The 25,718-nt window shown below is 53.5% G+C and carries 23 protein-coding genes; 6 read left to right on the forward strand and 17 right to left on the reverse strand.

From position 1 onward, the window contains the following. Nucleotides 1-102: 102 nt before the first annotated feature. Together pagP and RIN69_RS11410 are read right to left on the reverse strand one after the other, a co-directional pair. A complete protein-coding gene (pagP, locus tag RIN69_RS11405; RefSeq protein WP_313857716.1) occupies nucleotides 103-687 on the reverse strand; it encodes a lipid IV(A) palmitoyltransferase PagP in 585 nt (194 codons plus the stop codon). A gap of 155 nt (nucleotides 688-842) precedes the next feature. Then, nucleotides 843-2,234: an aldehyde dehydrogenase family protein gene (locus RIN69_RS11410; protein ID WP_313857513.1), complete on the reverse strand. Its 1,392-nt coding sequence runs from the start codon at nucleotides 2,232-2,234 to the stop codon at nucleotides 843-845. Between the two features lie 102 nt (nucleotides 2,235-2,336). Here RIN69_RS11410 and ptrR point away from each other — a divergent pair, with 102 nt between their 5' ends. Next, complete coding sequence (gene ptrR / locus RIN69_RS11415) at nucleotides 2,337-3,197, forward strand: putrescine utilization regulator PtrR (protein ID WP_313857514.1); 861 nt, start codon at nucleotides 2,337-2,339, stop codon at nucleotides 3,195-3,197. A 30-nt stretch (nucleotides 3,198-3,227) separates the two neighbouring features. Here ptrR and RIN69_RS11420 read toward each other — a convergent pair whose 3' ends face one another. From RIN69_RS11420 to RIN69_RS11445, 6 genes are all read right to left on the reverse strand, one after another. Further along, nucleotides 3,228-4,616 (reverse strand): purine-cytosine permease family protein, encoded by a 1,389-nt coding sequence (locus RIN69_RS11420; RefSeq protein ID WP_313857515.1) that lies wholly within the window; start codon nucleotides 4,614-4,616, stop codon nucleotides 3,228-3,230. A gap of 417 nt (nucleotides 4,617-5,033) precedes the next feature. After that, nucleotides 5,034-6,641 (reverse strand): ABC transporter ATP-binding protein, encoded by a 1,608-nt coding sequence (locus RIN69_RS11425; protein WP_313857517.1) that lies wholly within the window; start codon nucleotides 6,639-6,641, stop codon nucleotides 5,034-5,036. Further along, on the reverse strand, nucleotides 6,638-7,471 hold the full coding sequence (locus RIN69_RS11430; RefSeq protein WP_313857519.1) for an ABC transporter permease: 834 nt from the start codon (nucleotides 7,469-7,471) through the stop codon (nucleotides 6,638-6,640). Before RIN69_RS11430 ends, RIN69_RS11425 begins: the two co-directional genes overlap by 4 nt. After that, nucleotides 7,468-8,451 carry an ABC transporter permease gene (locus tag RIN69_RS11435; protein WP_313857522.1) on the reverse strand — a complete coding sequence of 328 codons (984 nt, stop codon included), beginning with the start codon at nucleotides 8,449-8,451 and terminating at the stop codon, nucleotides 7,468-7,470. Before RIN69_RS11435 ends, RIN69_RS11430 begins: the two co-directional genes overlap by 4 nt. A gap of 4 nt (nucleotides 8,452-8,455) precedes the next feature. Beyond that, a complete protein-coding gene (locus tag RIN69_RS11440; protein ID WP_313857524.1) occupies nucleotides 8,456-10,063 on the reverse strand; it encodes an ABC transporter substrate-binding protein in 1,608 nt (535 codons plus the stop codon). 17 nt (nucleotides 10,064-10,080) lie between these two features. Next, on the reverse strand, nucleotides 10,081-11,418 hold the full coding sequence (locus RIN69_RS11445) for an LLM class flavin-dependent oxidoreductase (protein WP_313857526.1): 1,338 nt from the start codon (nucleotides 11,416-11,418) through the stop codon (nucleotides 10,081-10,083). Between the two features lie 263 nt (nucleotides 11,419-11,681). On the opposite strand from RIN69_RS11445, the gene RIN69_RS11450 reads away from it, so the two are divergent. Further along, nucleotides 11,682-12,500, forward strand: coding sequence for an AraC family transcriptional regulator (locus tag RIN69_RS11450; protein ID WP_313857528.1), 819 nt, complete (start codon nucleotides 11,682-11,684; stop codon nucleotides 12,498-12,500). Here RIN69_RS11450 and RIN69_RS11455 read toward each other — a convergent pair. After that, nucleotides 12,471-13,109, reverse strand: a complete 639-nt coding sequence (locus RIN69_RS11455; RefSeq protein ID WP_313857529.1) for a LysE family transporter — start codon at nucleotides 13,107-13,109, stop codon at nucleotides 12,471-12,473. The two genes, RIN69_RS11450 and RIN69_RS11455, sit on opposite strands and share 30 nt — an antisense overlap. Before the next feature lie 217 nt (nucleotides 13,110-13,326). On the opposite strand from RIN69_RS11455, the gene RIN69_RS11460 reads away from it, so the two are divergent. After that, on the forward strand, nucleotides 13,327-14,127 hold the full coding sequence (locus RIN69_RS11460; protein ID WP_313857530.1) for a MetQ/NlpA family ABC transporter substrate-binding protein: 801 nt from the start codon (nucleotides 13,327-13,329) through the stop codon (nucleotides 14,125-14,127). A 35-nt stretch (nucleotides 14,128-14,162) separates the two neighbouring features. Here RIN69_RS11460 and RIN69_RS11465 read toward each other — a convergent pair whose 3' ends face one another. Continuing rightward, nucleotides 14,163-14,750 carry a TetR/AcrR family transcriptional regulator gene (locus RIN69_RS11465; RefSeq protein ID WP_313857531.1) on the reverse strand — a complete coding sequence of 196 codons (588 nt, stop codon included), beginning with the start codon at nucleotides 14,748-14,750 and terminating at the stop codon, nucleotides 14,163-14,165. 85 nt (nucleotides 14,751-14,835) lie between these two features. Further along, a complete protein-coding gene (locus RIN69_RS11470; protein WP_313857532.1) occupies nucleotides 14,836-15,342 on the reverse strand; it encodes a PadR family transcriptional regulator in 507 nt (168 codons plus the stop codon). A 297-nt stretch (nucleotides 15,343-15,639) separates the two neighbouring features. On the opposite strand from RIN69_RS11470, the gene RIN69_RS11475 reads away from it, so the two are divergent. Next, nucleotides 15,640-16,437, forward strand: coding sequence for a siderophore-interacting protein (locus RIN69_RS11475; protein WP_313857533.1), 798 nt, complete (start codon nucleotides 15,640-15,642; stop codon nucleotides 16,435-16,437). Between the two features lie 84 nt (nucleotides 16,438-16,521). Here the strand turns inward: RIN69_RS11475 and RIN69_RS11480 are convergent, their stop codons facing one another. Beyond that, the gene (locus RIN69_RS11480; RefSeq protein WP_313857534.1) at nucleotides 16,522-18,900 is read right to left on the reverse strand and encodes a membrane-bound PQQ-dependent dehydrogenase, glucose/quinate/shikimate family; all 2,379 of its coding nucleotides are present in this window, start codon (nucleotides 18,898-18,900) and stop codon (nucleotides 16,522-16,524) included. A gap of 415 nt (nucleotides 18,901-19,315) precedes the next feature. Here RIN69_RS11480 and RIN69_RS11485 point away from each other — a divergent pair, with 415 nt between their 5' ends. Together RIN69_RS11485 and RIN69_RS11490 are read left to right on the forward strand one after the other, a co-directional pair. After that, on the forward strand, nucleotides 19,316-19,879 hold the full coding sequence (locus RIN69_RS11485) for a DUF2975 domain-containing protein (protein ID WP_313857536.1): 564 nt from the start codon (nucleotides 19,316-19,318) through the stop codon (nucleotides 19,877-19,879). Between the two features lie 12 nt (nucleotides 19,880-19,891). Then, nucleotides 19,892-20,122: a helix-turn-helix domain-containing protein gene (locus RIN69_RS11490; protein WP_313857538.1), complete on the forward strand. Its 231-nt coding sequence runs from the start codon at nucleotides 19,892-19,894 to the stop codon at nucleotides 20,120-20,122. Between the two features lie 183 nt (nucleotides 20,123-20,305). Here RIN69_RS11490 and RIN69_RS11495 read toward each other — a convergent pair whose 3' ends face one another. From RIN69_RS11495 to pqqD, 5 genes are all read right to left on the reverse strand, one after another. Further along, complete coding sequence (locus tag RIN69_RS11495) at nucleotides 20,306-20,821, reverse strand: SRPBCC family protein (RefSeq protein WP_313857539.1); 516 nt, start codon at nucleotides 20,819-20,821, stop codon at nucleotides 20,306-20,308. A 141-nt stretch (nucleotides 20,822-20,962) separates the two neighbouring features. Continuing rightward, nucleotides 20,963-21,865: a LysR family transcriptional regulator gene (locus RIN69_RS11500; RefSeq protein ID WP_313857540.1), complete on the reverse strand. Its 903-nt coding sequence runs from the start codon at nucleotides 21,863-21,865 to the stop codon at nucleotides 20,963-20,965. A 51-nt stretch (nucleotides 21,866-21,916) separates the two neighbouring features. After that, nucleotides 21,917-24,310: a pyrroloquinoline quinone biosynthesis protein PqqF gene (gene pqqF, locus RIN69_RS11505; protein WP_313857541.1), complete on the reverse strand. Its 2,394-nt coding sequence runs from the start codon at nucleotides 24,308-24,310 to the stop codon at nucleotides 21,917-21,919. Then, nucleotides 24,310-25,452: a pyrroloquinoline quinone biosynthesis protein PqqE gene (gene pqqE, locus RIN69_RS11510; RefSeq protein WP_313857543.1), complete on the reverse strand. Its 1,143-nt coding sequence runs from the start codon at nucleotides 25,450-25,452 to the stop codon at nucleotides 24,310-24,312. Before pqqE ends, pqqF begins: the two co-directional genes overlap by 1 nt. Further along, nucleotides 25,439-25,717 (reverse strand): pyrroloquinoline quinone biosynthesis peptide chaperone PqqD, encoded by a 279-nt coding sequence (gene pqqD / locus RIN69_RS11515; RefSeq protein WP_313857717.1) that lies wholly within the window; start codon nucleotides 25,715-25,717, stop codon nucleotides 25,439-25,441. Before pqqD ends, pqqE begins: the two co-directional genes overlap by 14 nt. Nucleotide 25,718: the final 1 nt, after the last annotated feature.

Raw genomic sequence — 25,718 nt, forward strand, 5'->3', positions numbered from 1 at the left:
GATGCGGCCTGGATAATATTAATTAAGCGGCAACTTTCGTCTGTTATGTTATGGCAGACCCTACAAGAATCAGGTTTTACAAGGCAGCTGGCCTGCCGAATTTTAAAACCCGTATCTTAACCATGCAAAAAGTACGTTACCATTATTGTAAGTTCCCGGAATATAGGTGAACTGCAAATTGACATTCTTATAACCCGCCGAGAAAAGTGGAAATATAAAGGGTAGCGGCACGTAATTGGCAAAGTCATCCCTGGCCGTAATCCCTCCCGCCAGGCCAAGGCCAACTCGCGCATCCTTGTTTTGCGTTAAATACCACCCCTTTTCCCAGCCGTAACCCACTGCCGGTTGCCACTCACGGTGAGAATCCTGAAACACCATCGCAAACAGGCCATGCCAGTTACCTTCTTCGGTATAGCGTGAAATGCCGACCCCTCCGCCCCAGGGCATTTCGTTGTAATGATCCGTTTTGTCCGAATCATACATAAAACGGTTGTGCCAGCTCAGAAAGGGAATATAGACATCAGTATATTGTGGGTTATGCCAGGTTTCTGATACATCCTCTTTAAGATTTTGCCACCAGCCCGATGCCATATTGGCAAAGGTCGCTTTTTTAGTCGTTTGCTCAGCGGAAACCGTAAAGGTCAGGCAGAACAAAATGAGGAATAAATAAGAGGTTTTATTTGCCATCATCAATCCGTCAGCGTTAGGAGTTGCTGTTATCAGCATAGCCATATTTCATCATATCTGATGCGCTGTCGACCCTGCGACCGATCAATTATTGATGGACTGATAAAAAAAACCGGGAGACAGTCTCCCGGTTGCATACTCCGTATCGCTGTCTGTCAGACCTGACGATTTTTCCATACCGTCTGGATATTACAGAACTCATACAGGCCAAACTGCGACAGTTCACGACCATAGCCGCTTTTCTTCACGCCGCCAAAGGCCACGCGCGGATCGCTGGCGCTGTAACCATTAATAAATACGCCGCCGCACTCCAGGCGAGCCGCCAGCAGCTGCGCTTTATCTTCATCGCCGCTGTAAATGGTTGCAGCCAGACCGAAGTCACTGTCATTTGCCAGTTCAATGGCGTGATCGACATCGCGTGCTACGGTAATTGCCGCTACCGGACCAAACAGCTCCTGACGGAAAGCCGTCATTTGCGGCTGAACATTTGCCAGCACGGTTGGCGCGTAGTAGTTACCTTTACCTTCAAGCTTATGTCCACCCGCCAGCAGCGTGGCACCCTCTGCCAGCGTTGCTTCAACCTGATCGTGCAACTCGTCGCGCAGATCAAAACGTGCCATCGGACCGATATAATTACCCTCTTCATCCGGCGCGCCCGTTTTCAGCTGTTTCACCGCAGCGACAAACTTGTCGGTAAACTCTTCTGCAATTGGCTGCTCAAGAATAAAGCGTTTTGATGCCGCACAGACCTGGCCGCTATTTTGATAACGCCCAGCCACCGCTGCTTTCACCGCCTGATCGATATCGGCACCCTCCAGCACGATAAACGGATCGGACCCGCCCAGCTCCAGCACCGATTTTTTCAGTGCCGCACCGGCTTGTGCGCCAATTGCCTTACCGGCCCTCACGCTGCCGGTAAAGGTCACGGCCGCAATTTGTGGATGGTTAATCGCGTGGCTGACGCCCTCAGCCGTGGCGTTAATCACCGCGAACTCACCCTGCGACAAACCGGCGGCGATAAAAATGCGTTCAATCAGCTGTGCGCTGCCCATCACATTTGGCGCATGTTTCAGGATATAGCAATTACCGGCCAGCATAATCGGCACCGCACCACGCAGTACCTGCCACAGCGGGAAGTTCCATGGCATCACCGCCAGCACCGTACCCAGCGGACGAAACTCCATCACCGCCTGATTGTTTTCCACCTGAGTGGGCAGTGTCGCCAGCATTGCCGGGCCGTGCTCCGCATACCATTCGCAAAGGTTAGCGCTTTTGTTCACTTCGCCACGCGCCTGCAAAATCGGTTTGCCCATTTCGGCGCGGATCATTTGCGCCAGCTCTTCGCCGTGATCGCGCAGCGCCACCGCCAGATCGCGCAGCTTTGTACTCCGTTGCGCCACGCTAAGCTTGCTCCACTGCTTACCGGCCTGATGAGTGCGCTCAATCGCCCGATCGATTTGCGGCTCGCTGTCATACGGATAAGCATTCAGGGTTTCACCGGTGGCCGGATTCACGGAGATCGCATGAGTCTGGTAAGAAATGGTCATATAATCCTCAGCTTTATAGTGTCAATGCAATCAGCCTAACCTTGCAGCAGTGATAAAAAAACTGAATAATTCAGCAGTTGGTTTTCACTAAATGAGAAAGAGATGAACCTGTCCCAGTTAGAAATGTTTACTGCGGTGGCTGAAACCGGCAGTATTTCCGCCGCTGCAAAGCAGGTGCACCGCGTACCATCCAATGTCACTACCCGCATTCGCCAGCTGGAAACCGATCTTGGAGTGGAACTGTTTATCCGTGAAAGCCAGCGTCTGCGGTTATCGCCAGCTGGCCACAGTCTGTTGCAGTACAGCACACAAATTTTATCGCTGGTCAGAGAAGCCCGTCAGGCGGTGAGCGGTGAAGAGCCGCAGGGTACCTTTACCCTGGGCTCGCTGGAAAGCACCGCCGCGGTGCGCATCCCTGGCCTGCTGGCCGAATACAACCGTAATTATCCGCGCATTCTGCTGGATCTCACTACCGGCCCGTCCGGCACTATGCTGGATGGCGTGCTGGAAGGTAAGATCTCGGCGGCGTTTATTGATGGACCGGTGACCCATCCGGCAATTGAAGGTATTCCGGTGTTTGACGAAGAGATGGTGATTATCGGGCCAGCCAAGCAAAAACCGTTCACCCGCGCGCGCGAAGTCAGTGGCGTCAATATTTATGCTTTTCGCGCCAATTGCTCCTACCGGCGTCATTTTGAGAACTGGTTTCATGCCGACCAGGCCACGCCGGGCAAGATTTTCGAAATGGAGTCCTATCACGGCATGCTGGCCTGCGTCATTGCCGGTGCCGGATTGGCGATGCTGCCACGTAGCATGTTAAACAGCATGCCCGGCAATGAGCAGGTCGTTGTTTGTACCCCGGAAGAGCCGTGGCGCTGGCTGTCGACCTGGTTAATCTGGCGGCGCGGAGTGAAAACTCCTCAGCTGGAAGTGATGATTGATCTGCTGCCTGAGCGCAAATAATAAAAAGCCCGGCGTCGCCGGGCAAGATGATTACGCGTGTCGCGCCACCCAGGTCGGATACCGTCGGCAGCACAGCGGATAAGCAATGGCGGTCACCACCATACTGATTACCCAGGAGATATTCGCACCCGGCACCAGCCCGGACCAGGGGCCGGAGAAGAAAGCGTTCTCTACAAAGGGGATCTGCACCACGATACCCCCGGCATATACCAGCAGCGCCCGCGAGTTCAGTAAGCCATAACGCCCGCCGTCTGCACTGAAAATCGCGTCAGTATCGTACTGCTGTTTGTTAATCAGATAGAAGTCGATCAGGTTGATCATACACCATGGGATCAGCACTGAAATCAGCGCAAAAATCAGATTCAGAAACACTTCTACAAAGTTAGCGGAAGCGGCCAGCGCGATTGCCACCGACCCCACCAGCACCGACAGTGAAAACACTATCCTGACTCTGGCGTCAGGCTGCCAGTTGGGCAGGAAAGTCTGCACTGAGGTAATCAATGCCAGCACCGATCCGTATAAATTCATCGAGTTATGACAAATGATATTGATCAGAAACAGCACCATCAGTATCGGCCCCAGCCAGCCCGTTGCCTGCCGCACGGCCACCATTGCATCATTGGTGCCGCTGACCATATTGACCGCCACCATACCAAATACAAACGCCAGAATGGTGCCGCAACACGCGCCCAGCCAGGTGTAGAGAAAGGGCCTGGCGATCCCTTCCGAGGCCGAAAGATAACGGGAGTAGTCAGAGGTATAAGGAGAAAAGCTAAGTTGCCATACCGCGCCGATACAGAAGGTGGCAAACCAGCCGGCCAGCGTAAACGAACCACGGTGCAGGAAGTCTGCCGGTAGCGGCTGCGACAGCATCATCCACAGGCCGAGGATCATCGATCCCCCCATGATCCAGGCGCCAATTTTGTTGATTTTGTGAATGAAGTTATAGCCCACTACGCCAATGATCGTTGCCGCGATCGCGCCAATAATCGTCGCCGCCGGAATGTTCAGTGCCGGAAGCACGTTGTTAATTACCCTTCCCGACAGTGAAATATTAGAAATAAAGAAGCCGAGATAAATGACCGTGGCGAAGATAATCACCAGCAGCGAGCCGTAACGACCGAACTGCGCGCGGCTTTGAACCATCTGCGGAATACCGACCTGCGGGCCCTGTGCCGATGTCAGCGCCAGAAAAATGCCGCCAAACAGATGCCCGGCAATAATCGCACTGATTGCCGAGAGGATATCCAGATGAAAAGTATGGGTAGCCACCGCGCCGGTCACTACCGCGAGTGGCGCAATATTGGTACAAAACCACAGGGTAAACAGACTACGTGCATCCCCATGGCGTTCTTCTTCCGGCACATAATCGATCGACTTATCTTCTATTATTGCCGTCTGTTGTTGCTGAGAATTCATAGTTGCTCCGGGTGGAGTGAGTTTTTATTTTTGATAACTCCAGGAGTTGGCTGATACTGCGCTGGCGTAACGTTTCGTACCGTCATTGCCGGCATTGCATCGCAAAGGGGATATTGATGGGGAATCACTGCCAGGCAGCCAGACCGTTTTCGGTAGTGGTTAGCCAATACAGCCTCCACAACCCCTTCGCGGCCAAAGCCTGATTTCCATCGCCGCTACCAGTAGCGGGTGGTATCGCATCGGATTTCCTGCAATGTCAGTACTGACATTACCGAACCCGATAGTTTCTGAGTGACGCATTCTGCCTGCGCCGATGCGCCTGAGTCAACCTCAGTCGTCCGCGAGGCCTGTTCAGGCGGGTTAATTGTACAGTTTCCGGTCATTAGCCAGGCGATATCAGCTAAAGTGATTGTATTTTCACGCCCGCAGCGCCTGCACTGGCAGAGTTGGTATATGGGCCAGCAGCTGACGGGTATAGGCCGCTGTCGGCGTGCTGAATATCGACTGCACCTCGCCCTGCTCGACCACTTTGCCCTGCTGCATAATCACCACATAATCAGAAATCTGACGAACCACCGCCAGGTCGTGGGAAATAAACAGATAGCTGAGACCCTTTTCACGCTGTAAACGCTCCAGCAGCCGCAGGATCTGCGCCTGTACCGCCACGTCCAGCGCCGAGACCGGTTCATCAAGAATCAGCAGTTCCGGCGAAATCGCTAATGCGCGGGCAATGGCCACCCGCTGGCGTTGCCCACCGGACAGCGCCGATGGCCTTGCGGTCAGCAGCGTAGTGGAAAGCTCGACCGCCTCCAGCAATTCCGCCGCGCGTTCGCGCTGGCTGTGCTTATTGCCGATGTGAAATGCGCGCAGTGGTTCGGTAATAATCGCCTCCAGCGTCATTTTCGGATTCAGCGAGGCATAGGGATTTTGATAAACCACCTGAACCCGACGGCGAAAGTCAGATTTCTGAAAGCTCGACGCTGTGCTAAAACTGACGCCGTCAAAATTTACTGCGCCCTGATCGGGTTGTTCCAGGCCAAGCAGCATTCGCACCGTGGTTGACTTACCCGATCCTGACTCGCCGACCAGGCTGGTAGTTGCACCGCGATAAACCGGAAACGAGACGTCGTCAACTGCGCTAAAGCTCTCGCCACCCGGCAGAATAAACCGTCTGGAGAGCTTTTCCGCCAGCATAAACGGCTGCTTGTGCGGTTTTGGCTGACGATAAGGCACGCTTAAAAATGCCGGAGAAGCCTCCAGCAGCTGACGAGTATAGGGATGATGCGTCTGGCGCAATAACGATGCCGGAGTGCCACTTTCAACCAGCTGGCCTTCATGCATTACCAGCACGCGATCCGCCCGCTCCAGCGCCATATTCAGATCGTGCGTAATCAGTAACAGCGCGATTCCCTGCCGTTCAACCACCGCCGCCAGCGCATCCAGCACCTGTTTCTGCACGCTGACATCCAGCGCGCTGGTCGGTTCATCGGCGATAATTAACTTTGGATGGTGGCACATCGCCATCGCCAGCAGCACACGCTGCCGCATGCCGCCAGAAAGCTGATGCGGATAGCTGGCCAGCACGCGCTGGCTGTCATTCAGGCCTACCTCAGCCAGCAGCGCAGGCAGGCGTCCGGCAGCCTGATTTTTTGGCACGCCGTGCAGGGTGAATGCTTCCAGCATCTGCTTTTCCAGAGTCTGTATCGGATTAAACGCCAGCGCCGGATCCTGCGGCACAAAACCAATCTCCAGCCCACGCAGTTGCCGCCACTGGCGCTGACTGGCATTTTCCAGCGGCTGACCGGCAAAGTGAAGGGTGCCGCCACGTCGCAACGCCTGCTGGCTCAGTAGCCCTACCAGGGCTGAAGCCGTGGTGGATTTTCCCGATCCGGAGCCTCCCACTATCGCCACCACTTCGCCAGGATACAGCGCAAAACTAAGCGACTTTACTGCCTGCAAATAGCCGCCTTGCTGACGAGGATAATCAATGCTCAGTTGTTCAACCGCTAACAGAGGTTCAGTCATAGTTTCTCCGCAGAATCCTGAATAAATCCGGCTATCCGATTAGTTGCCAGCACCGACAGCACGATAATCATTCCCGGCAGCGTGGTGTACCACCAGGCTGCCGCAATGTAGTTACGCCCTTCGGCGATTAACAATCCCCATTCGGGCTGAGGCGGTGGCGCGCCAAAACCAAGAAAACTGAGCGCCGAGACGGATAACAGCGCAAATCCCAGCTCCAGCGCCGCCAGAGACAGCACCGGTGCCAGCGCATGCGGCAGAATATGACGCTGGATAATCGCCAGATGTCCGACGCCGCTGGCTCTCGCGGCCTCAACAAACAGATTGGTGCGGCTGCGCAACACTTCTCCGCGCGTCAGGCGCGCAAAAGTGGCAACCGAGGACAATCCAACCGCTACCGCAATGTTCAGCGTGCCAAAACCAAGCACGGTGATAATCGCCATCGCCAGTAATAAATTGGGTATCGCCATTAAGATATCGATAATTCGCATAAACAGGCTGTCGATGCGCCCGCCCGCATAGCCAGCCACTACACCGATCAGCGTGCCGACAAACAACGCAATCGCCACCGAGAACAGCGTGGCCTGTAACGTCAGCGCGGTGCCAAATACGCTGCGGCTGTAGATATCGCGCCCGAGATGGTCGGTACCGAACCAGTGCGCTGCTGACGGCGGCTGCAATGCCTGTAAGGCATCACCTGCCAGCGGATCCTGATGGCTGAATCCGCCGGGAAAAATGGCCCACAGCAGCACCATCAACAGCATGGCGGCGCTTAGCCACAGCGTCACCGCCAGCGGACGACGTGGGGCTTTCTCGATTAACACCAGACTCATGCGTTTTCTCCGGCGGCAATTCTCGGGTCAAGTAACGGATAAAGCGCATCAGTGATAAAATTGATCGCCACAAAAATCACCGCGGCGGTCAGCACCACGCCCTGAACCACCGGGATATCCTGTGCCGAGACGGCCCCTTCGGCCAGCCTTCCCAGCCCCTGACGTGAAAAAATGGTTTCGGTAATCACCGAACCGGCCAGCAGATTACCGAAAATCATGCCGGTCAGCGTCAGCAGCGGGATAGCGGCATTAGGTAACACGTGACGCCACAGCAGATGCGCGGTACCTGCGCCCTTCAGGCGAAGCGCATCAATAAACGGACGACGCCACACTTCCGAAAGTGAACGGTTCATCACCTGCGCAATCATCGCTGCGGTGGGAATAGTCAGCGCCAGCGTCGGTAATACCAGCGATTGCCAGCCTGCATTACCCATTGCCGGAAACCAGGCGTGGTTAAATGAGAACAGCTGTAACAGCAGTAATCCCAGCCAGAACATCGGCAAGGCAGCACCGAGTGATGGCAACGCCAGTAGCGCCGACTTGATGCGCCCGGATGGCAATACGCTGACGCTCGCCGCCAGCCCACCGCCGACAACCAGCGCACTGACCAGCGCGCTGCTGGCCAACAGCAACGTAGACGGCAGCGACTGCGCAATCAGATAAGTGACGTTGTCACCACTGACAATCGATCGCCCCAAATCGAGATGCAGCACCTTCCACAAGGCCAGCACGTACTGCTGCCAGACCGGCAGATCGAGATGATACTGCGCTCTGAGCGCCGCCAGCTGAGCAACATCGACCGTACTCTGTTCTCCCTGATTCAGCATGATAGTGATCGGGTCAGAGGGTAAAATATACAGAATCAGAAACGTCAGGCTCCAGGTCGCCCACAATACTGCAACGCCCTGCACAGCGCGCTGTAACAGTCGGGACAGTCGCTGGCGTGAGCGCCGGGTTACCAGAATGGAGGCGTCGGCCATGGCATTACTCCTTCGCTGAAAGCCAGGTGTCATACAGCTGAAAACGGGACGAAGCATCGAAATGGAAGCCGTGCACATTCTGACCGGTGGCAATTACCGTCGCCAGTTCAACCAGCGGAATCGCATTTCCTTCAGCTATCAGCAGGTCGGCAGCCCCGGTGACATATTTTTGCCGCGCGCTGCTGTCCAGCGTCTGACTGGACTGCAACAACAATCTGTCGACCTCCGATGGCTGGCGATGATTAACATTGCGGCCGCCGGCATCAAATACCGTGCGCAACACATCCGGATCGGAACGCGTCAGATTATAAAAATCGACCGGCAGACTGCCACTGGCCTGTCGCGCAACCACCTGGCTAATGGGGGCCTTCTCCAGCTGCAAGTCGATGCCGACTTTTTTCACCTGCTGCTGTACCAGCTCTATAAACGGCGCGTTTTGCCAGTAGCTGATGCGGAAACTCAGACGCTGGCCATCTTTACTGCGAAAACCGTCGGCATCTTTCTTCCAGCCGTTATCCTCCAGCAGTTTTTCCGCCGCTTGCGGATCGTATTTCAGCTCACTGCTGCGGTCCTGATACAGCGGCGTGGTTTTAGCCAGAACTGAGGTTGCCGATGCCTGATAGCGTGACAACACGGGTTTCAGCGCCGGGCGATCGATAGCCAGATTCAGCGCCTGACGCACCGGCAGCGAGGCCATCAGCGGCGTGGACTGATTAGGGAACAGACTGTAGACCAGCCCTGGATTAGTGCGGGCCAGCAGTTTGATATTTTTTGCCAGCAGCAGCGTTTCATCCTGCGGCGTAACCCCAACATTCACATCCAGCTGACCGGAAATCAGGCTGCCAAAACGCACGCCGCTTTCCGGGATCACCCGATATTCCACCGCGTCGAGATAGCTTTCTCCCTGATGCGCCGCCAGTGACGATGGCCACTGATAGCCATCGCGGCGCGTCAGCTCGACTTTCTGGTTATGCACAAATTGTTTCAGCACAAACGGGCCGCTGCCGACCAGTGAACCCTGACAGCGCGCTTCGGCACTCGCCGATACCGTTGCCGGAGAAAAGAACCCGAGGCTCATGGTCGAGGTTGCCTGCAAAAACTGTGCATTAGGCTGCTCAAAGATCACCACCACGGTGTGATCATCCGGAGTATCGATCTGTTTCAACCCTTTCAGATAGGTTGAAGCCAGTGATGAACGCGCTCCCAGCTTAACAATCGCCTCAAAATTTTCTTTAACCGACTGCGCGTTAAAGGCGCTGCCATCGCTGAAACTGACGCCATCACGCAGGGTAAAGGTAAAACGGCGGTTATCGTCCTCAATCTGCCATTTGGTCGCCAGCCACGGGACGATTTCACCGCTTTGGCTGTCCTGATCGGTCAGTGAATCCGTTAGCTGGCGGCCAATGTTCAGCGAGTTATTATTTCCCGCCTGTTGTGGATCGAGGCAGTTGGGATCGGTGTCGATAGCGATCAGCAACTTGCCACCCTGCTGAGGCGTTGACGGCGTCTGGCTTGCCGCCGTGCTGCTGCTCGCCGCCTGGTCACATCCCACCAGCGTGGCGGCAATAACCGCCGTCAGCAGGGCTTTGCGGTATTTATTTCGCTGAAGCATAATCGATCCTGAGTGGTTTATTTGGCGTAAAGCGCTGCAGCGGGCTGCTGCTGTGCATAGCGATTCGTTTTAAAGGGAATATTCAGGCGCTCGCGCAGCGTTGCCGCAGCAGAAGGCTGCCAGTAACCGCGTTTGGCAAGGATCGGCAACACAGTGCGGGTAATATCATCCAGCGCCTCGATCAGTACCGGCCCGGTAATGATAAAACCGGTGGCACCGCCCTGTTCAACCCAGCGAATGAAGGTCTCTGCAACCTGCTCCGCAGTGCCGAAAAACTCGCCGCGTGGCAGCGTGGTTTCATAAGCCACCTGGCGCAGGCTGAGCTGATGCTCTTTTGCCCGCTGCTTAATGCTGTCGGTTGTCGATCGGAAGGTGTTTTGCCCGAGATCGCCGAGATCCGGGAACGGACCGTCGAGCGGATACTGACTGAAATCGTGGTGATCAAAGAAACGTCCCAGATAGGCCAGCGCATCGTCCACCGACAGCAGTGAAAGCAGCTGCTGATATCTGGCTTCGGCCTCTTCCGGCGTTTTGCCGACAATCGGCGTGATGCCTGGAAAAATGCCTACCGGCTCACGGCCATGGCTCGCCACTTGCGCCTGTAATTTCTCGCTATATTCCCGCGCTTCAGCCAGCGTACGGGCATTGGTAAATACCGCATCAGCGGATTTTCCGGCGAGGGCGATGCCGGTATCCGAAGCGCCGGCCTGGAAGATAACCGGCTGTCCCTGCGGTGAGCGCTGAATATTCAGCGGCCCTTCTACAGAGAAAAACTCGCCCTGATGGTTGAGCTTGTGCAGCCTGGAGGCATCAAAAAATACGCCGCTGTCGCGGTCGCGAATAAAGGCATCATCTTCCCAGGAGTCCCACAGCCCCTGCACCACGTTAATGTACTCTTCGGCAATCTGATAACGCAGGCTATGGTCCGGATGCGGCTTGCCAAAGTTACGCGATGAGCCAGCCAGCGGAGAAGTGACCACATTCCAGCCCGCACGCCCTCCACTGATATTATCCAGCGTCGCCAGCTGTCGGGCGACGGTGAAAGGATCGCTGTAAGAGGTGGAGATCGTGCCTGCCAGCCCGATACGTTCAGTCACCGCCGCCAGCGCCGACAGCAATGCCACCGGTTCAAAACGATTAAGAAAATGCGGCAGAGATTTCTCATTAATATGCAGCCCGTCGGCAACAAACAAAAAATCAAACTGTGCTTGCTCGGCGCGCTGCGCCAGCTCGGAAAAATAGCGAAAATTTACGCTGGCGTCGGCCGGTGCCCGGCGGTGGCGCCAGGAATTCATATGGCTACCTGCGCCGTGCAGCATCAGGCCAAACTTAATATTATGGGTAGGTTTACTCATCACATCTCCTTATTACTTTATAACAGGAGAATTCCACAGATAAAGCCGCGGACTAAATATGAATATCGTCTTACTATTTTCGACGCAGGCATAACTTAGCGGGATCGTTAACCATCAGCGAAAGCAACAGCCACCAACCGGCTGAGCATTGAATCAAAACAGTATTTAGGCTGTGTTGCGCCAGCGTTTTGCCTGCCTTGCTATTGCACTCTGGCTTAAGGCGTGATGTTATTCAGCTATAAGCCTTCTCAGGATTACACACCGTGTCTCTTCAGTCGTCAGAGTGGTTCAGCCATAAAGGGTTAGAATGTTCACGGGTGAAAGCCGCTAACGACGCTTTTCCTCGCCATCTGCATGATGAGTATGTTATCAGCGCCAATCTCAGCGGTAGTGAGGAGATCTGGCTGGATGGCAAAACCGCCACCGTCCGTGCTGGCGACGTCACTGTGTATAATCCGGCAGCCGTTCAGGCGTCAAAATTTGGTCACGACAGCGTCGAGTTTGTCAGTATTCATCTGCCGCAGTCGCTGCTTAGCACGATTGTCAGCCAGCAGAATCTGCGCAGCAGCAATGCTGCACCGGTACTGTATGACGGCGTATTGAATAATCCTGAGCTTCATCAGGCCATCTGTCAGTTTGCGCTGACTGCCCGCCACAGCAATCATCAGCTACAGCAGCAAGATTTGATATTGTTATGCAGTAAGCTGCTGGACGATGATGAAGGATCTGGCAAAGCGGATCAGCAGGCGGTGAATAGGGTGAAAGCCTGGATGCAGGAGAATTTAGCCATGAAACCGCAGCTGGATGAGCTGGCTCAGGTCAGTGGCCTGAGTAAATATCATCTGGTTCGGCGCTTCAGCCAGCAGGTCGGAATGCCGCCGCTACAGTATCATATGCAGCTGCGCCTGCATCGCGCACGCGATATGCTGCGTCAAAACATTGCGCCACTTGATGCCGCGCTGCTGCTTGGTTTTTACGATCAAAGCCACTTTATTAACGCTTTTCGCAAAGTGATGGGGACCACGCCCCAGCACTATGCGCATCAGGTGGCATCAAAGCTGAACAAATTCCCGATAGCCTGACACAATCACGTAATAAGCAAACCAGGTAAAGATCAGCGCCGAGGCAATATACGAATAGCGCAGCAGTCGTGCCCCCAGCAGTTTTCCGCCAAAGCTGCCCACCAGACAAAGTATGCCGGTCCAGAAAACGCCGGCGAGAAAAAAACCGCTGAGAAACCAGGATGACGTCGCAGCACCGCTCTGCCCCATTCTGGCGATCAGCGCGCCTCCAACGGTAGCAAACCACAGGATTGCACTCGGCGATGACATCGCCAGCATCACGCCGCGCCCAAACTCTCGCAGTAGTGGACGAGCCGGCTGACTGCCGGCCAGCGGCATTTCATGCGCCTGTCGCCAGGCAGACAGCAGCATCTTTGCAGCAAACAGTGACAGCATCGCGCCACCGCCGATCCACAGCACCCAGCGTACCGCTTCGTACTGCAGCAGAATGGTCATACCGGCCAACGCCAGCAGTGCATAAATCAGGTCGCCAATACAGGTGCCCATCCCCAGCCAGAAACCGTGAAAGTAACCGCGCTGCATCGCCAGCGTAATCATCGCAATATTGGCGATACCGATATCCAGGCACAGCGACAGACTGAGTAAAAAACCATTAGAAAACGGCATCATAGCGTGATACCCCGGTAAATTTTGCTTAACATCCTTCTTCCCCAAACGTTGAACAGGCGTCTACTACAGCCGTTAACGCGCTGGCGGTATTGGAAAGAATTGCGCACTAAGGGCTTTTTGCCGTTATTGATCTTAACGACCGCCAACTGTCACCTGTACAGCAGCAAATGAATAGCATAGTATTTCAGCGATAATATCATTCTGGAGAGTGCAGTTTATGAGGAAAGTAATTTTTTCGGCGTTAATCGCCACATCTGCGTTATTTTTATCCGCCTGTTCACCGGATGAAGATAATAAGCTCAAAGTTGCAATTAATACCGGACCGGATGAGGCCATCTGGCAGGAGGTTCAGAAAGTCGCGAAAGATAATTATAACTTAGATCTGGAAGTTATTTCCTTTAATGATTATGTTCTGCCTAACGAAGCATTAAGAAATAAAGACGTCGATGCCAATGCTTTCCAGAGCCTGCCTTATCTGGAAGATCAGACCAAAGAGCGCGGCTATAAATTTGCTGTCGTCGGCAAAACCTTTATCTTCCCGATTGCTGCCTATTCACATAAAATAAAAAATATCAAAGAGTTACAAGATGGTGCAACGGTCACGATTTCCAACGAAGCGACCACACTTGGCCGCAGCTTATTGCTGTTACAGGCACAGGGATTAATTAAGCTTAAAGAGGGTGTGGGTTACCTGCCTACTACGCTGGATATTATTGAGAATCCGAAGAAGCTAAAACTGGTCGAGGTCGACACCCCGCAACTGACCCGTACGCTCGACGATCCAAATGTCTCATTGTCGATTATTAATACTAACTTCTCAGCCCAGGCCGGTTTATCTGCGGCACGTGATGGCTTATTTATGGAAGATGCCGCCTCACCTTATGTTAATGCGCTGGTGGCGCGTGAAGATAATAAAGACAGCGAGAAAGTGCAGAAACTGAAAGACGCTTTCCAGTCACAACAAGTCGCCGATAAAGCGCAGGAAGTGTATAAAGGCGACGCAATTAAAGCCTGGTAATTTGAATCACGGGGGCCGTTTACGGCTCCCGTCCGCTATCCCGCAGGGCCGAGAATTAACCGCATAACCTGATTAATTTCATCAATGGCCTCGTCGCGTGTCTGAAGCGGTGTACAGAACGTTAATGTATCCGCATATCCATTGATCAAAGCGCCCAACTGACGTGAGGCGCGCGCAGCATCAACCGGTCTAAATACGCCAAGGGTAATCCCGTCAAGGATCGCATTTTCCATCAGCCGATCCCAGGCCTTAATCAGCTCGGTAGTCAATTGTGAGTACTGCTGATCCTGCACCGCAAGCCGCCAGATATCCATATACAGCACCCATTTTGCATCCACGCTGACCGGTAAATACTGCGCGATAAGCCGATCGAGCGCCTGTTGCGGTGGCAGATTTTCCACTTCTCGCGCCATCTCATTCAGCTCGGCGTACATAAAGTGTGAACAGGCGGCAAGCCGCAGAGATTGCCAGTTTTTAAAATAATGATAAATATGGCTGCGGGATATGCCCAACAAATCAGTGAGTTCGCGGGTAGTGACGTTTTCCACCCCTTTCTCGGTAAACAATTTTATCGCCCCGTCCAGCAGAGCATCTCTGAGGTTTGCGGTCGTCTCACGCTTCAAACTTTCTCTCCTGCATTTACGTCGTGCGAGCCAGTTAAACCCGTATAAAAAGGTGCGGTCACTTTTTCTGCACCGGTTTCAGGCGCTAATCCAGCACGGCAATATCCTGACTGGCGCGATTAAGAATAGCGATAATTTTCTCCAGCGTCTGTTCACTGGCGCTTTCGCGATTGACCTTCTGGTCCAGCACCGCCTTAATATTATCCAGCGCTTGCTTCATTGCCGGATTTTTTCGCAACTCATGGCCGACGATCCGCGCCTTAATCCGCTGTTTAATCTGTTCTGACTGCGCGCTTTGCTCATTGAGCCAGAAGCGGCCATTGTCGGTGATGGCGATATCATTACGCCCCTGCTCACCGTGTATGACGTCAATAAAGTTCTGCTGCTGCAGCCAGTCGAGTGTCGGATAAATTACACCGGCGCTGGGCGTGTAGTGACCAAGCGTCAGCGACTCAATCTCTTTAATCAACTCATAACCATGGCTGGCATTACGGCTGAGAATATCCAGCACCACCAGCCGTAAGTCACCATGAGCAAAAAAACGCTGGCGGGGATGATGTGACATAGCAACTGACCTCTTCTGACTCGGCATACGCGAATGGCGGCTATTGTGCACGCCAGCGCTAAGATGATGAAAGCGCGATAAATGTAACTATCTGTAACCTGGTAAGCCGCCAATTAATGCCGAATTAATAATGCGTTTCGTTCTCATTTAACTCCTGCCGCAGCGCTGCCTGACAGGCAGCATAACAGCTATTTCAGATATATCGAAAACCAACTCATTGAAATATTATGTAACCTATATTTTCAAGTTAACACTACCTTTCGATATATCGTATTGTCCATTCCCCGAGCAACTAGCGCCAGGGTCACTTTCGAGGTCAAAGCGATGACAGCAGAACTCTCCGGCAGCAGGCAAAATCTGACTGCGCCAAATTATCCGCAGCGCGTACGCAATGAACTGCGTTTCAGAAACCTGACCGTGCTTAGCAGCGAGCGCATTGCCGGTTGCTTTCAGCGGCTGGTATTTGGCGGCGACGATCTGACAGGCTTTGTTTCAGCGGGCTTTGACGATCATATCAAGTTGTTTTTTCCACAGCCCGGCAGCTCTTTTGCCCCCCCCACCATCACCGCTGACGGCATTGTCTGGGAAAATGACATCCGCCCAGCTTCCCGTGATTACACGCCAATGTTTGATGCTGAACGCAATGAACTGACGCTCGATTTCTATCTGCATCAGTCAGGGGTTGCCAGTGACTGGGCGAGCCAGGCACGTCCGGGAGATCGGTTAACCGTTGGGGGACCGCGCGGTTCACTGGTGGTGCCGGAGGATTATCGCTGGCAGCTGTATGCCTGTGATGAGACCGGCATGCCCGCCCTGCTGCGTCGGCTGGAAGCGCTGAGCAAATTAACCGTCCCGGTTGAGGTGACAGCACTGATTTCAGTCAAGGACGCCGCCTGCAAAGACTATTTTTCGCATCTTCCGGCATTCAGTCCTGAATGGTTTATTGGCGATAATCAGCAGGCCGTTGCCCAGCGCCTGGCACAGCTGACACTGCCAGAAAATGATTATTACCTGTGGCTGACCGGTGAAGGTAAAACGGTTAAAGCCTGGAGTGAGATAGTTGAAAACCAGCAGGTTGACGAGCGACTGCTGCGTGCGGTGGCTTACTGGCACAGTAAATAAGACGTTAAACCTGAGTGAATGGGGGTTTTGGTGGCAAAAAAAAGCCTGGACGCATCCAGGCTTGGTATCGGTCAACTGACCAGGTTACTTCAGGCGATAAGCGACAACCGCATCACCACCTTTGGTTCCCAGCGAGCCGTGACCGCCAGCGGCAATCACCACATACTGCTGGTTATCCGCCCCCAGATAAGTGGAAGGCGTTGCCTGACCACCGGCCGGTAGCTCGGTTTCCCACAGCAGTTTGCCGTTATTGATATCATAAGCACGGAAGAAGTTATCCGCCGTTGCGCCATGGAACACCACGTCACCGGCGGTGACCAGAGGTCCACCGTGCGCCACCATTCCCATCGGGAAACCAATCGGGAAGCGACCCGGCAGGAAAGTCGTTTTCAGATTTTTCGTGGTACCCACGCGACGCAGCCATTCGGTTTTGCCGGTGGTTAAATCCACTCCCACCATGCGACCCCACGGCGGCGCGATACAAGGAATACCTAAGCCCGATGCCAGCTGCTGAATCTGAATAGCGTAGTCACCGTCAAAGTTCTCATTCCAGTAAGGCGTGCCTTCTTTGGTGAACAGGCGCTTATCCGCATTCTCCGGCGTACGTTTAATCAGATTATACTTGTAAGCCAGGCGCACCGGCGAGGCGATCAGAATCTGACGCTGCGGATCGACAGCCACTGAACCCCAGTTAAATACCCCGATATTACCCGGGAAGATAATCGACCCTTTTTCGGTGGCCGGTGTCCATGGGTTACCGTCATAACGCAAAGATTTAAACTCAATGCGGCAGGCCATCTGATCAAATGGCGTCAGACCCCACATCGATTTTTCACTCAGCGGCTCTGGAATAAAGTTCAGTTTAGATACCGGCTGAGTCGGCGAGAATTTCTCACCCGCTACGCCACCCTTGGTGGAGACATCAACCTGATTAATCGGATAGACCGGCTGGCCGGTAAGACGATTAAGCACAAACAGGTTGCCGGTTTTGGTCGGTAAAATCACTACCGGTTGTTTACTGCCCTGATAGTCAATATCCAGCAGTGACGGCTGAGACGGATTATCACGATCCCACAGGTCATGTTTTGATGACTGGAAACGCCATTTAAACGCACCGGTATTCAAATCCAGCGCGACCAGCGTATCGCGGAATTTCTCCGTGTTGCTGTCAGCGTCACGATTAATACCCAGTTCATCCGGTGAAGCATTACCAAATGGCACATACACCAGACCGTTTTTCAGATCAGCACTGAGTGTTGCCCAGGCAACCGGCGTGTCCTGCGGATAGTTTTCGCCATTGGCGATCGGCTGAGTATTTTCCGGGTTCGCCGGATCGAAATTCCACACCAGGCGACCTGAATTAACATCATAAGCACGGATTACACCAGATGGGTTACCGCTGTTAAAACCGTTATCCATAACCGATCCACCAACGATAACCAGATTACCGGCGACTAATGGCGCGGCAGTCTGCATCAAGGCATGTGGACGAATGGTTCCCATATTCGCCGCTAGATCGATAATGCCGTTGTTGCCAAAGTCAGCGCAAAGCTTGCCGGTATCAGCGTCCAGTGCGATTAATTTCGCATCAGTGGTCGCGTTGAAAATACGTTTGCGGCAAATGGCTGGAGTGCTGTCCGCCGCATTATTTTCAGCAGCCGGTGCCTGATAATAGCTGACGCCACGACAGGTCTGATGCTGTTGCAAATAAGAGCGATCTTTCGCTGGCTGATATTTCCATTTCAGCTCACCGGTTTCAGGATTCAGCGCATGCACTTCATTGTGTGGGGTACATAAATAAACGCTGTTATTTACTTTCAGCGGCGTGGCTTCGAAAGTGTATTCGGTTGCATCTTTGTCAGCGTCGCGAATATCACCGGTGTGGTATGTCCAGGCCACTTCCAGATTGTTAACATTTTCTTTAGTAATCTGGTTAAGCGGTGAGAAACGCTGTCCGTCAGTGCTGCCGCCGTAAGCTATCCAGTCTTTGCCCGCCACGTCATCTGTTGTGGTATTGCGCTTAGTGGTGATATCCCCCGCTTGCGGATAGGGATCGTAGAACATCATGCCGATCACCATCGCAATCACCACCACTACCGTAGTGCCGAGGAAAGGATGGAATTTGCGCGGTGGCGAGACCTTCGCCGCTTTATACAATGGGCGCACTACCCACGGCATCGCCAGCCAGACACCAATCAGGCCAATAATATCGCCGCGTGGGATCCACTGCCATTTATCAAAGCCCACCTCATAGACAGTCCACAGCAGGACAACCCACATTAATATGGCGTAAATTGATAAGGCGATTTTTTTATTTCTGAACAGGGTGATGGCCGTAGCCAGCAAGCCAATAGCCATAATGACATAGAACGGTGAGCCGCCAATCAGCAGCAGCTGTCCTCCCATGTAAAGCATAGCGATACCAACAATCGCTATAACGATACTCGTTAACTTGTTTAGCATGGTGATCTCTCAACGTGAACAAATGGGTAATAATTACCCTTACGAAAACTTACATTTAAGATACACAAATTTAACGAAATAAAAGCAGGAAAGATACACGATTTAATTTATGTATTTTTAGTGATTATTACGGACGGGGAATAAGTATTTTGTCGGATCAGTCATCTGCCTGAGGTGAAATTGCCAGTCACATCATTCGTCGTCGATGCCGTGCCGGTGGCGTTTCCGGCGGCTTCACCCCCCTGCTCCTTCAATGTGATCTGACAAGGGTTCGCGGCGGCAACCCGGTACTCAATCGAATCCAGACCATCTAAAACAACAATTAATTATCGTAAAATAATAATTAATTGTTGTTTTAGATGATTTGAAGCAGTAGGATTCTCTCGTTTTCAACTTACCTGGAATCGAGATAACTATGTCACCAGAACGGATTTCTAAACTTAGCCAACGTATGGCAACAATCACACTGTTGTTTCTTATTGTCATCATGGTGCTCAATGCCGCCGGATGGATTTTCCCTACCTTGATTTCACGCGAAGGTGGATATGGCTTTAGTTTTTCGCTAACGGCTAAATTTGTTAATGATACCGCAGTAAACCTGAGCTTATTCCCCGGCTGGCAAATCGCTGGCGCGGTTGTTCTGACCAGTATCCCGCTCCTGGCGCTTGCCTTTGGTCTATACCATTTGCGGATGCTGTTTCAGACCTATGCAAAACGCGCCTGGTTCTCAGCAACGGCTGGAGTGCATTTGGGGAAAACCGGTCGATCAATCGCTATCTGGACGTTGCTGAATCTTATCTGTGGTCCATTACTCAGTATTTGGGGAACTATGCGTGAGCCAGATGGGCAAAGACTGGTCACTTTTAGTTTTACTCCACAAGATGCTGTGTCTCTGTTTATTGCCGCCAGCGTGATGATCATTGCTCATATACTGAAGCAGGCAAGCGAACTGCATGAAGAAAATCAGCAATTTGTTTGAGGCCGTTAGAAAATGTCGATAATCGTGAATCTGGATGTCGTCCTGGCGAATCGTAAAGTCAGGTCCAAAGATTTAGCCTCGGCCACGGGTATTACCGGGCAAAATCTTTCATTAATTAAACAGGGAAAAATTAAAGGATTGCGCTTCTCCACGCTGAATGAAATTTGTCGCCATCTGGAGTGTCAGCCTGGTGATATATTAGTCTACTGCGAGGATGCTTTTATTAGCGATGATTCGGCGTGATATTTTCTGTATTAATATCAAGCTCTGATAGGTTTTTTTCCTGTTCTGTATGAGCCTGTTCCCCTGTGCTGCAGGGGAACATTAATAAGAGATCTGTTTCGCGTAAAATATTGACCGCCAGGCTGGCGATATGATTGATAGCAGCATCCCTTCATCAGACGCGTACCAGACTGTTGCCGCACTCTACTCAGCGTTAGACAACGCAGCCTCTACCAGACCATCCAGCCATTCCTGATGTCCGTTCAGCATCGGATTAGGACGGGTTAGCGCCATTGCCTTAGCCGGCTCACCATTCTGGGTTTCCTGTGTCAGAATTCGCACACGATGACCGGGCAAATCCTCCAGCAGCCAGGCATGATGTACATCCAGACGTTCTGCGCTATTTTCTTCACCCGCCCAGCCGTGCCACGCTATTCGGGCGGCTTGATCGGCCATTGGCGCAACGTACTCCACAACCTGAGCTTTAACCGGAAAGCCAAACGTGCTGAAGTAAAAGCGCACATTGTTTTCCAGTTCAGGGCCTTTGTTATCGTAGAAACGAATATCGGCAGCGTTTTTATAATACTGCGGCCAGCTAAAAGGTTGGCTAAGCAAAGGCCAGACCTCGCTCACGGTCAGACCTGAAATAATGACTTCATTAGAAACAAAATTGTCGGTAAAGCCCGGTAAATAACCCTCTGGCCAGTTAATTGCGTTCATTATCATCTCCTATTCAATAGCCATCTATTCTTGATTCAGGCCAGCGACTGAGTATCGTCACAATGCAACCTGATGAAGGTTATTATCGGCAGATTGAGATATAAGACAAATTATGAATTTATATATCTAATATAATAAAAATTATATCTCAGCGCTCACTTCCGTACACAGGGCGCGAATCCATTGATGAACAGGGTCGCGATGCGCACGCTCGTGCCAGGCCATACTTTTGGTAAAACCCGGAACCGTCAGTGGCGTTTCAAAGATGACTAACTGTGGATCGTGACAAGCCAGTCGACGCGGCACAACGGCAATCATATTCGTGGTAAGCAGAAGTTCCGGTAACACCAGAAAGCTGTTAACCGACATTCCCACCCGACGGCTACGACCGACTTTCGCCAGAGCTTCATCAGTCGCCCCCCAGAATCGCCCCTCGCCCGAGACCAGGATATGTTCCTGCATGCAGAACTGCTCCAGAGTAATGGATCCCGCTGCCGCCACCGGATGGCAGGCACGCATCATGCAGACATACTCTTCCTGATACAGCGCGCGGCTGTGCAGCTCGACCGGGGTGGTTGAGGGTGTCACCAGCGCCAGATCAACATCGCCACGCTCCAGCTGCTGAAACAGACCAGCGTTATCAACCGCACGTACCGCTACGCGAATATTGGGTGCGCGCTGTTTTAACGCGGCCATTAGCGGAACAATGACGGCTTTCAGCGCGTAGTCAGTGGCAACAATGGTATAGATTAGCTCCGCGCTTAACGGATTGAAATTTGCAGGCTTTAGCAAAATAGCGATTTCTGCGAGGATTTGTTTTACCGGACCAGCCAGCTCGATTGCACGCAACGTCGGCACCATACCGCGCTGAGTACGGACAAAAAGCGGATCGTTAAAATAGTCGCGCAGGCGGGTCAGCATACCGCTGACCGCAGGCTGAGTGAGTGCGAGGCGTTGAGCAGCCCGGGTAACGCTGCCTTCATCAATCAGAGCATCAAGGGCTTTAAGCAAATTCAGATCTAACGACCTGATATCGTTATTCATGATAAAACCTCAAGAAACCAGTAACGTTCTGATACTGACGACGCGTTAATATCAGCAATCACTATTACTCAGCATCCACCAGCGCTGTTGCTGCTGCGCCAGACGCTGACAATCATCTTTAAGCCCGCCTATAGTCAGCGATGCTATTGCCTGCTGCGTCAGGGGCGGCGCAAAACTCTGCTGATTCAGCCACAGTTCAGCACACTGCTCAAGCCGGTCCGGATGCAATACATGCAGACTTTCCGTCAGCTGCGCGCATTTTTCCGCGAAGTCTGAGACATCCAGTGTCGCAATAATCTGCGGCATCTGCGCAATAAATTGCCGGATGTGCGCGGTGATCGACGCAACATCATGAGTCGGTGATTGTACGGCAAACAGCAGGCCATGCTCACCGGCCAGCGACATAAATCGGCAGCTGACTACATAGCCAAGGTTTTTCTCAACGCGCAATTGTTGGAAGAAACGCGGTTCGAACAGCAGAGCCAGCATGCGCCATGCGGCCAGACAAGCTGCGGTCTGTTCGGCCAGCGGACAAAACAGCACCACCGCCGCCTCCTGACTGTCAGTCGGCAGATGATAACTGGCGCGATCCGGTAACGGCGACGGCACCGGAAGTTGTATTGAATTTAGTTCGCCGGGAAAACGCGTCAGCAAGCGGGAAACCGCCTGCGCGAGTGCAATATCACCGCCGTACAGTGCGGCACGCCACGACAGCGATGGCAGGCCATTCGCCACGGGTTGCCGCTCTGCTTCACCGCCAATCAACTGCGGCAACTGATTCAGCAAACAGCGCACCGCAATGTCTGAGCGCCACTGCTGTTGCTGGCGGCTGAACTGGCGCTCGCCCTGCGCCCGCAGGCTGGCAGGAATCGCCTGCAACTGTTTCAGCAGCGCGTCCAGCGTGTGCAGCAGCACCCGGTGGTTGCCGCTGAGCTGCAATAACCACTGCCCCTGACGCTGGCTAAAAACAAGGCTGCCACCGGCATGGGCACACTGCGCAATGATCGCGCGCAGACTGGCCTGTATAATATGCCCCCAGCGGTGCGGCAGCGTATTGCCCACTGCCGGGCTGAGCATCAGCACGCCGTTTTCCACGTCCGGATCGATATGGGGCAAACAACACTGCTGCGCCGGTAATAGCGGTAAGTTATCGTCATTTGCACGTGGATAAAATTGCCATACTGGCAGGTTGATATCTGCTTCTGCGTCAGGCCACTGGTTGGCCTTCAGCGACAACGTAAAGCCCTGCACTCTTTGCTGCTTAGCCTCTGTCTGCGGCACAACCCGCAGTCGGGTCATATTATCGGCGGTTAGCTGTGCCAATAAAGGCTGCCACTCTGACCAATCGCCCGGCGCGATCGGCGCAAAACCAAAGGCGCGCTCACGCAGCTGATCGACCGGCGACAGTCGGCAGAACTGTTGCTGCGCTAACGCCGCGTAATGTTGACGTTGCGGCTGAGTTATCGCCGTTAGCTGGCGCAGCCAGTGGCAAAACAGCGTTTCCACTCTGGCACAAAGCGAGGCATCCACGGTGGTGAGTTGAAACTCAATACTGACCACACTGCCATTCTCGCTGCGGTAAGGCATCAACAGCTGCGCATCATCACAATATCCCCGTTCACTGAGCGCTGCCAGCAAGCTGCCTGGCGCCTTATCCGTAACCAGCTGACGCAATAGCGTCAGTGACGGCGCGCCCGCTAACGGGAACGAAAAGCGCAATCGCGGCGTATCGACAAGCTGTAAGGTAAAGTGTCGGGCCGGTTGCAGCGCCAGCGCTTCAGGCAAAGCCGACACCGTGCCGCCAGCCGGAAACGGTGCGGCGTAGCGTTCGGCCAGGGCCGCCAGTTCACTGAGCGTCTGCGGCCCCTGGAGCCAAAGCGTCAGGTTCGCGCCGTGAAAATAGTGCTGATGATGGTCGCGCAGCGCCTGCTGCAAAGCCGCAGAGTCCGTGCCAAAGTGCGCAGCATCGCCAACGTGAAAGCGCTGAAGTGCCGCCGGTGCGTTAAATGCCTGGCTTAAAGCCGCCTCGCGCAGCGTCGATGCATCAGCAGACAACAGCTGATATTCGGCATCAATCACCGCCACTTCCTGCTGAATGGCGTCACGCGCAAACAGCGGTTGCGCCAGCATATCGGTTAATCGCGCCAGCCCCTGCTCCAGTTGCGTGGCGCGAATATCAAAAAACCAGGCGGTAGTGGTCGGCAGCGTGGTGGCATTGAGTCGGGCACCCTGCGCCTGCGCCCAGCTCATCAGCCGCGCCTCGCCCTGGTATCCGGTGCTGCCGGCAAATACCACATGCTCAAGCAGATGAGCCAGCCCAGGCCACTGCGCAGGTTCATGATGGCTGCCGGCCGCCAGTTGTATCAGGGCTGCGGCGCGCGTCGCCGCCGGATCGTGAATCAGTCTGACCCGTAATCCATTACTTAGCGTCAGCAACTGCTGCATCAGGATGGCTGACCGCGATAAATCAGCTGCGAATTAGCGCGGTTACGGAACTGTAACTCGCTGACCTGCATATTGGTACAATTGGCCTGTTCACGCGCCGCAAGGATTTTGCCGTGATGCGGTGATTTATCACAGACCGGATCGGTATTATCCGCATTGCCGGTCAGCATAAATGCCTGGCAGCGGCAGCCGCCAAAATCTTTCTCTTTTTCCGAACAGGATCGGCAAGGTTCCGGCATCCAGTCAAAGCCGCGATATTTATTAAAGCCGAAGGATTCATACCAGATATGCTGTAAAGAGTGATCCAGCACCGACGGGAATTCCACCGGTAACTGACGCGCGCTGTGACACGGCAGCGCCAGCCCTTCTGGCGTCACGCTGAGGAATATCGCGCCCCAGCCGCCCATACAGCCCTTTGGCCGCTCTTCATAATAGTCAGGCGTGACAAACAGCAGATTAGCCAGATTGCCTTTGCCGGCCATTTTTTCACGGTATTGATGCACCACCTCTTCGGCGCGGGCAATCTGCTCGCGGGTCGGCAACAGCCCTTCGCGATTCAGCTGCGCCCAGCCATAAAACTGACAGGTCGCCAGCTCGACATCATCGGCTTCCAGCTCAATACTCAGCTCAATAATCCGGTCGATCTGGTCGATATTATGGCGGTGCAGCACGAAATTCAGCACCATCGGATAGCCATGGGCTTTGACGGCTTTTGCCATCGCCAGCTTTTGCTCAAACGCTTTAGCCGAACCGGCCAGCGCAGCATTCAGCGTTTCATCGCTGGCCTGGAAACTGATCTGAATATGATCGAGCCCGGCATCAGCAAAGGCATCGATTTTCTTCTCGGTCAGGCCGATTCCGGAGGTGATGAGATTGGTATAGAAGCCAAGATCGCGTGCCGCACGAATCAGTTCCGGCAGATCCTTACGCACCAGCGGTTCGCCACCGGAAAAGCCCAGTTGCACCGCCCCCATCTCTCTGGCCTGCTCAAACACCTTGATCCACTGTGCGGTGGTCAGCTCCTGATCCTGTTTAGCAAAATCCAGCGGATTTGAGCAGTACGGGCACTGCAACGGGCAGCGGTAGGTCAGTTCCGCCAGCAACCACAGCGGCGGGTTGACCTGAGGTTTAAGCAGGTTCACGGAAAATTATCCACTTCTGTTCATAAGCCTGAGCGAAGAACTCGATCACGTCATCATCGACGCCACCGGCTTCCGGAAAACGGCCATTGAGTTCAGCAATGATCGCGGATAACGCGCGTTTGCCATCAACCAGCTGCAAAATGACTGCCGCGCTCTCATTCAGTTTTGCCATGCCTTCAGGATAAAGGATGACATGACAATCCTGCGTCGGTTCCCACTGTAGTCGATAACCGCGACGGAACAGAGGAAGTTGATCTGGGTTCATC

It is taken from the genome of Winslowiella toletana (assembly GCF_032164335.1).
In the GTDB taxonomy this organism is placed as follows: Bacteria; Pseudomonadota; Gammaproteobacteria; order Enterobacterales; family Enterobacteriaceae; genus Erwinia; species Erwinia toletana_A.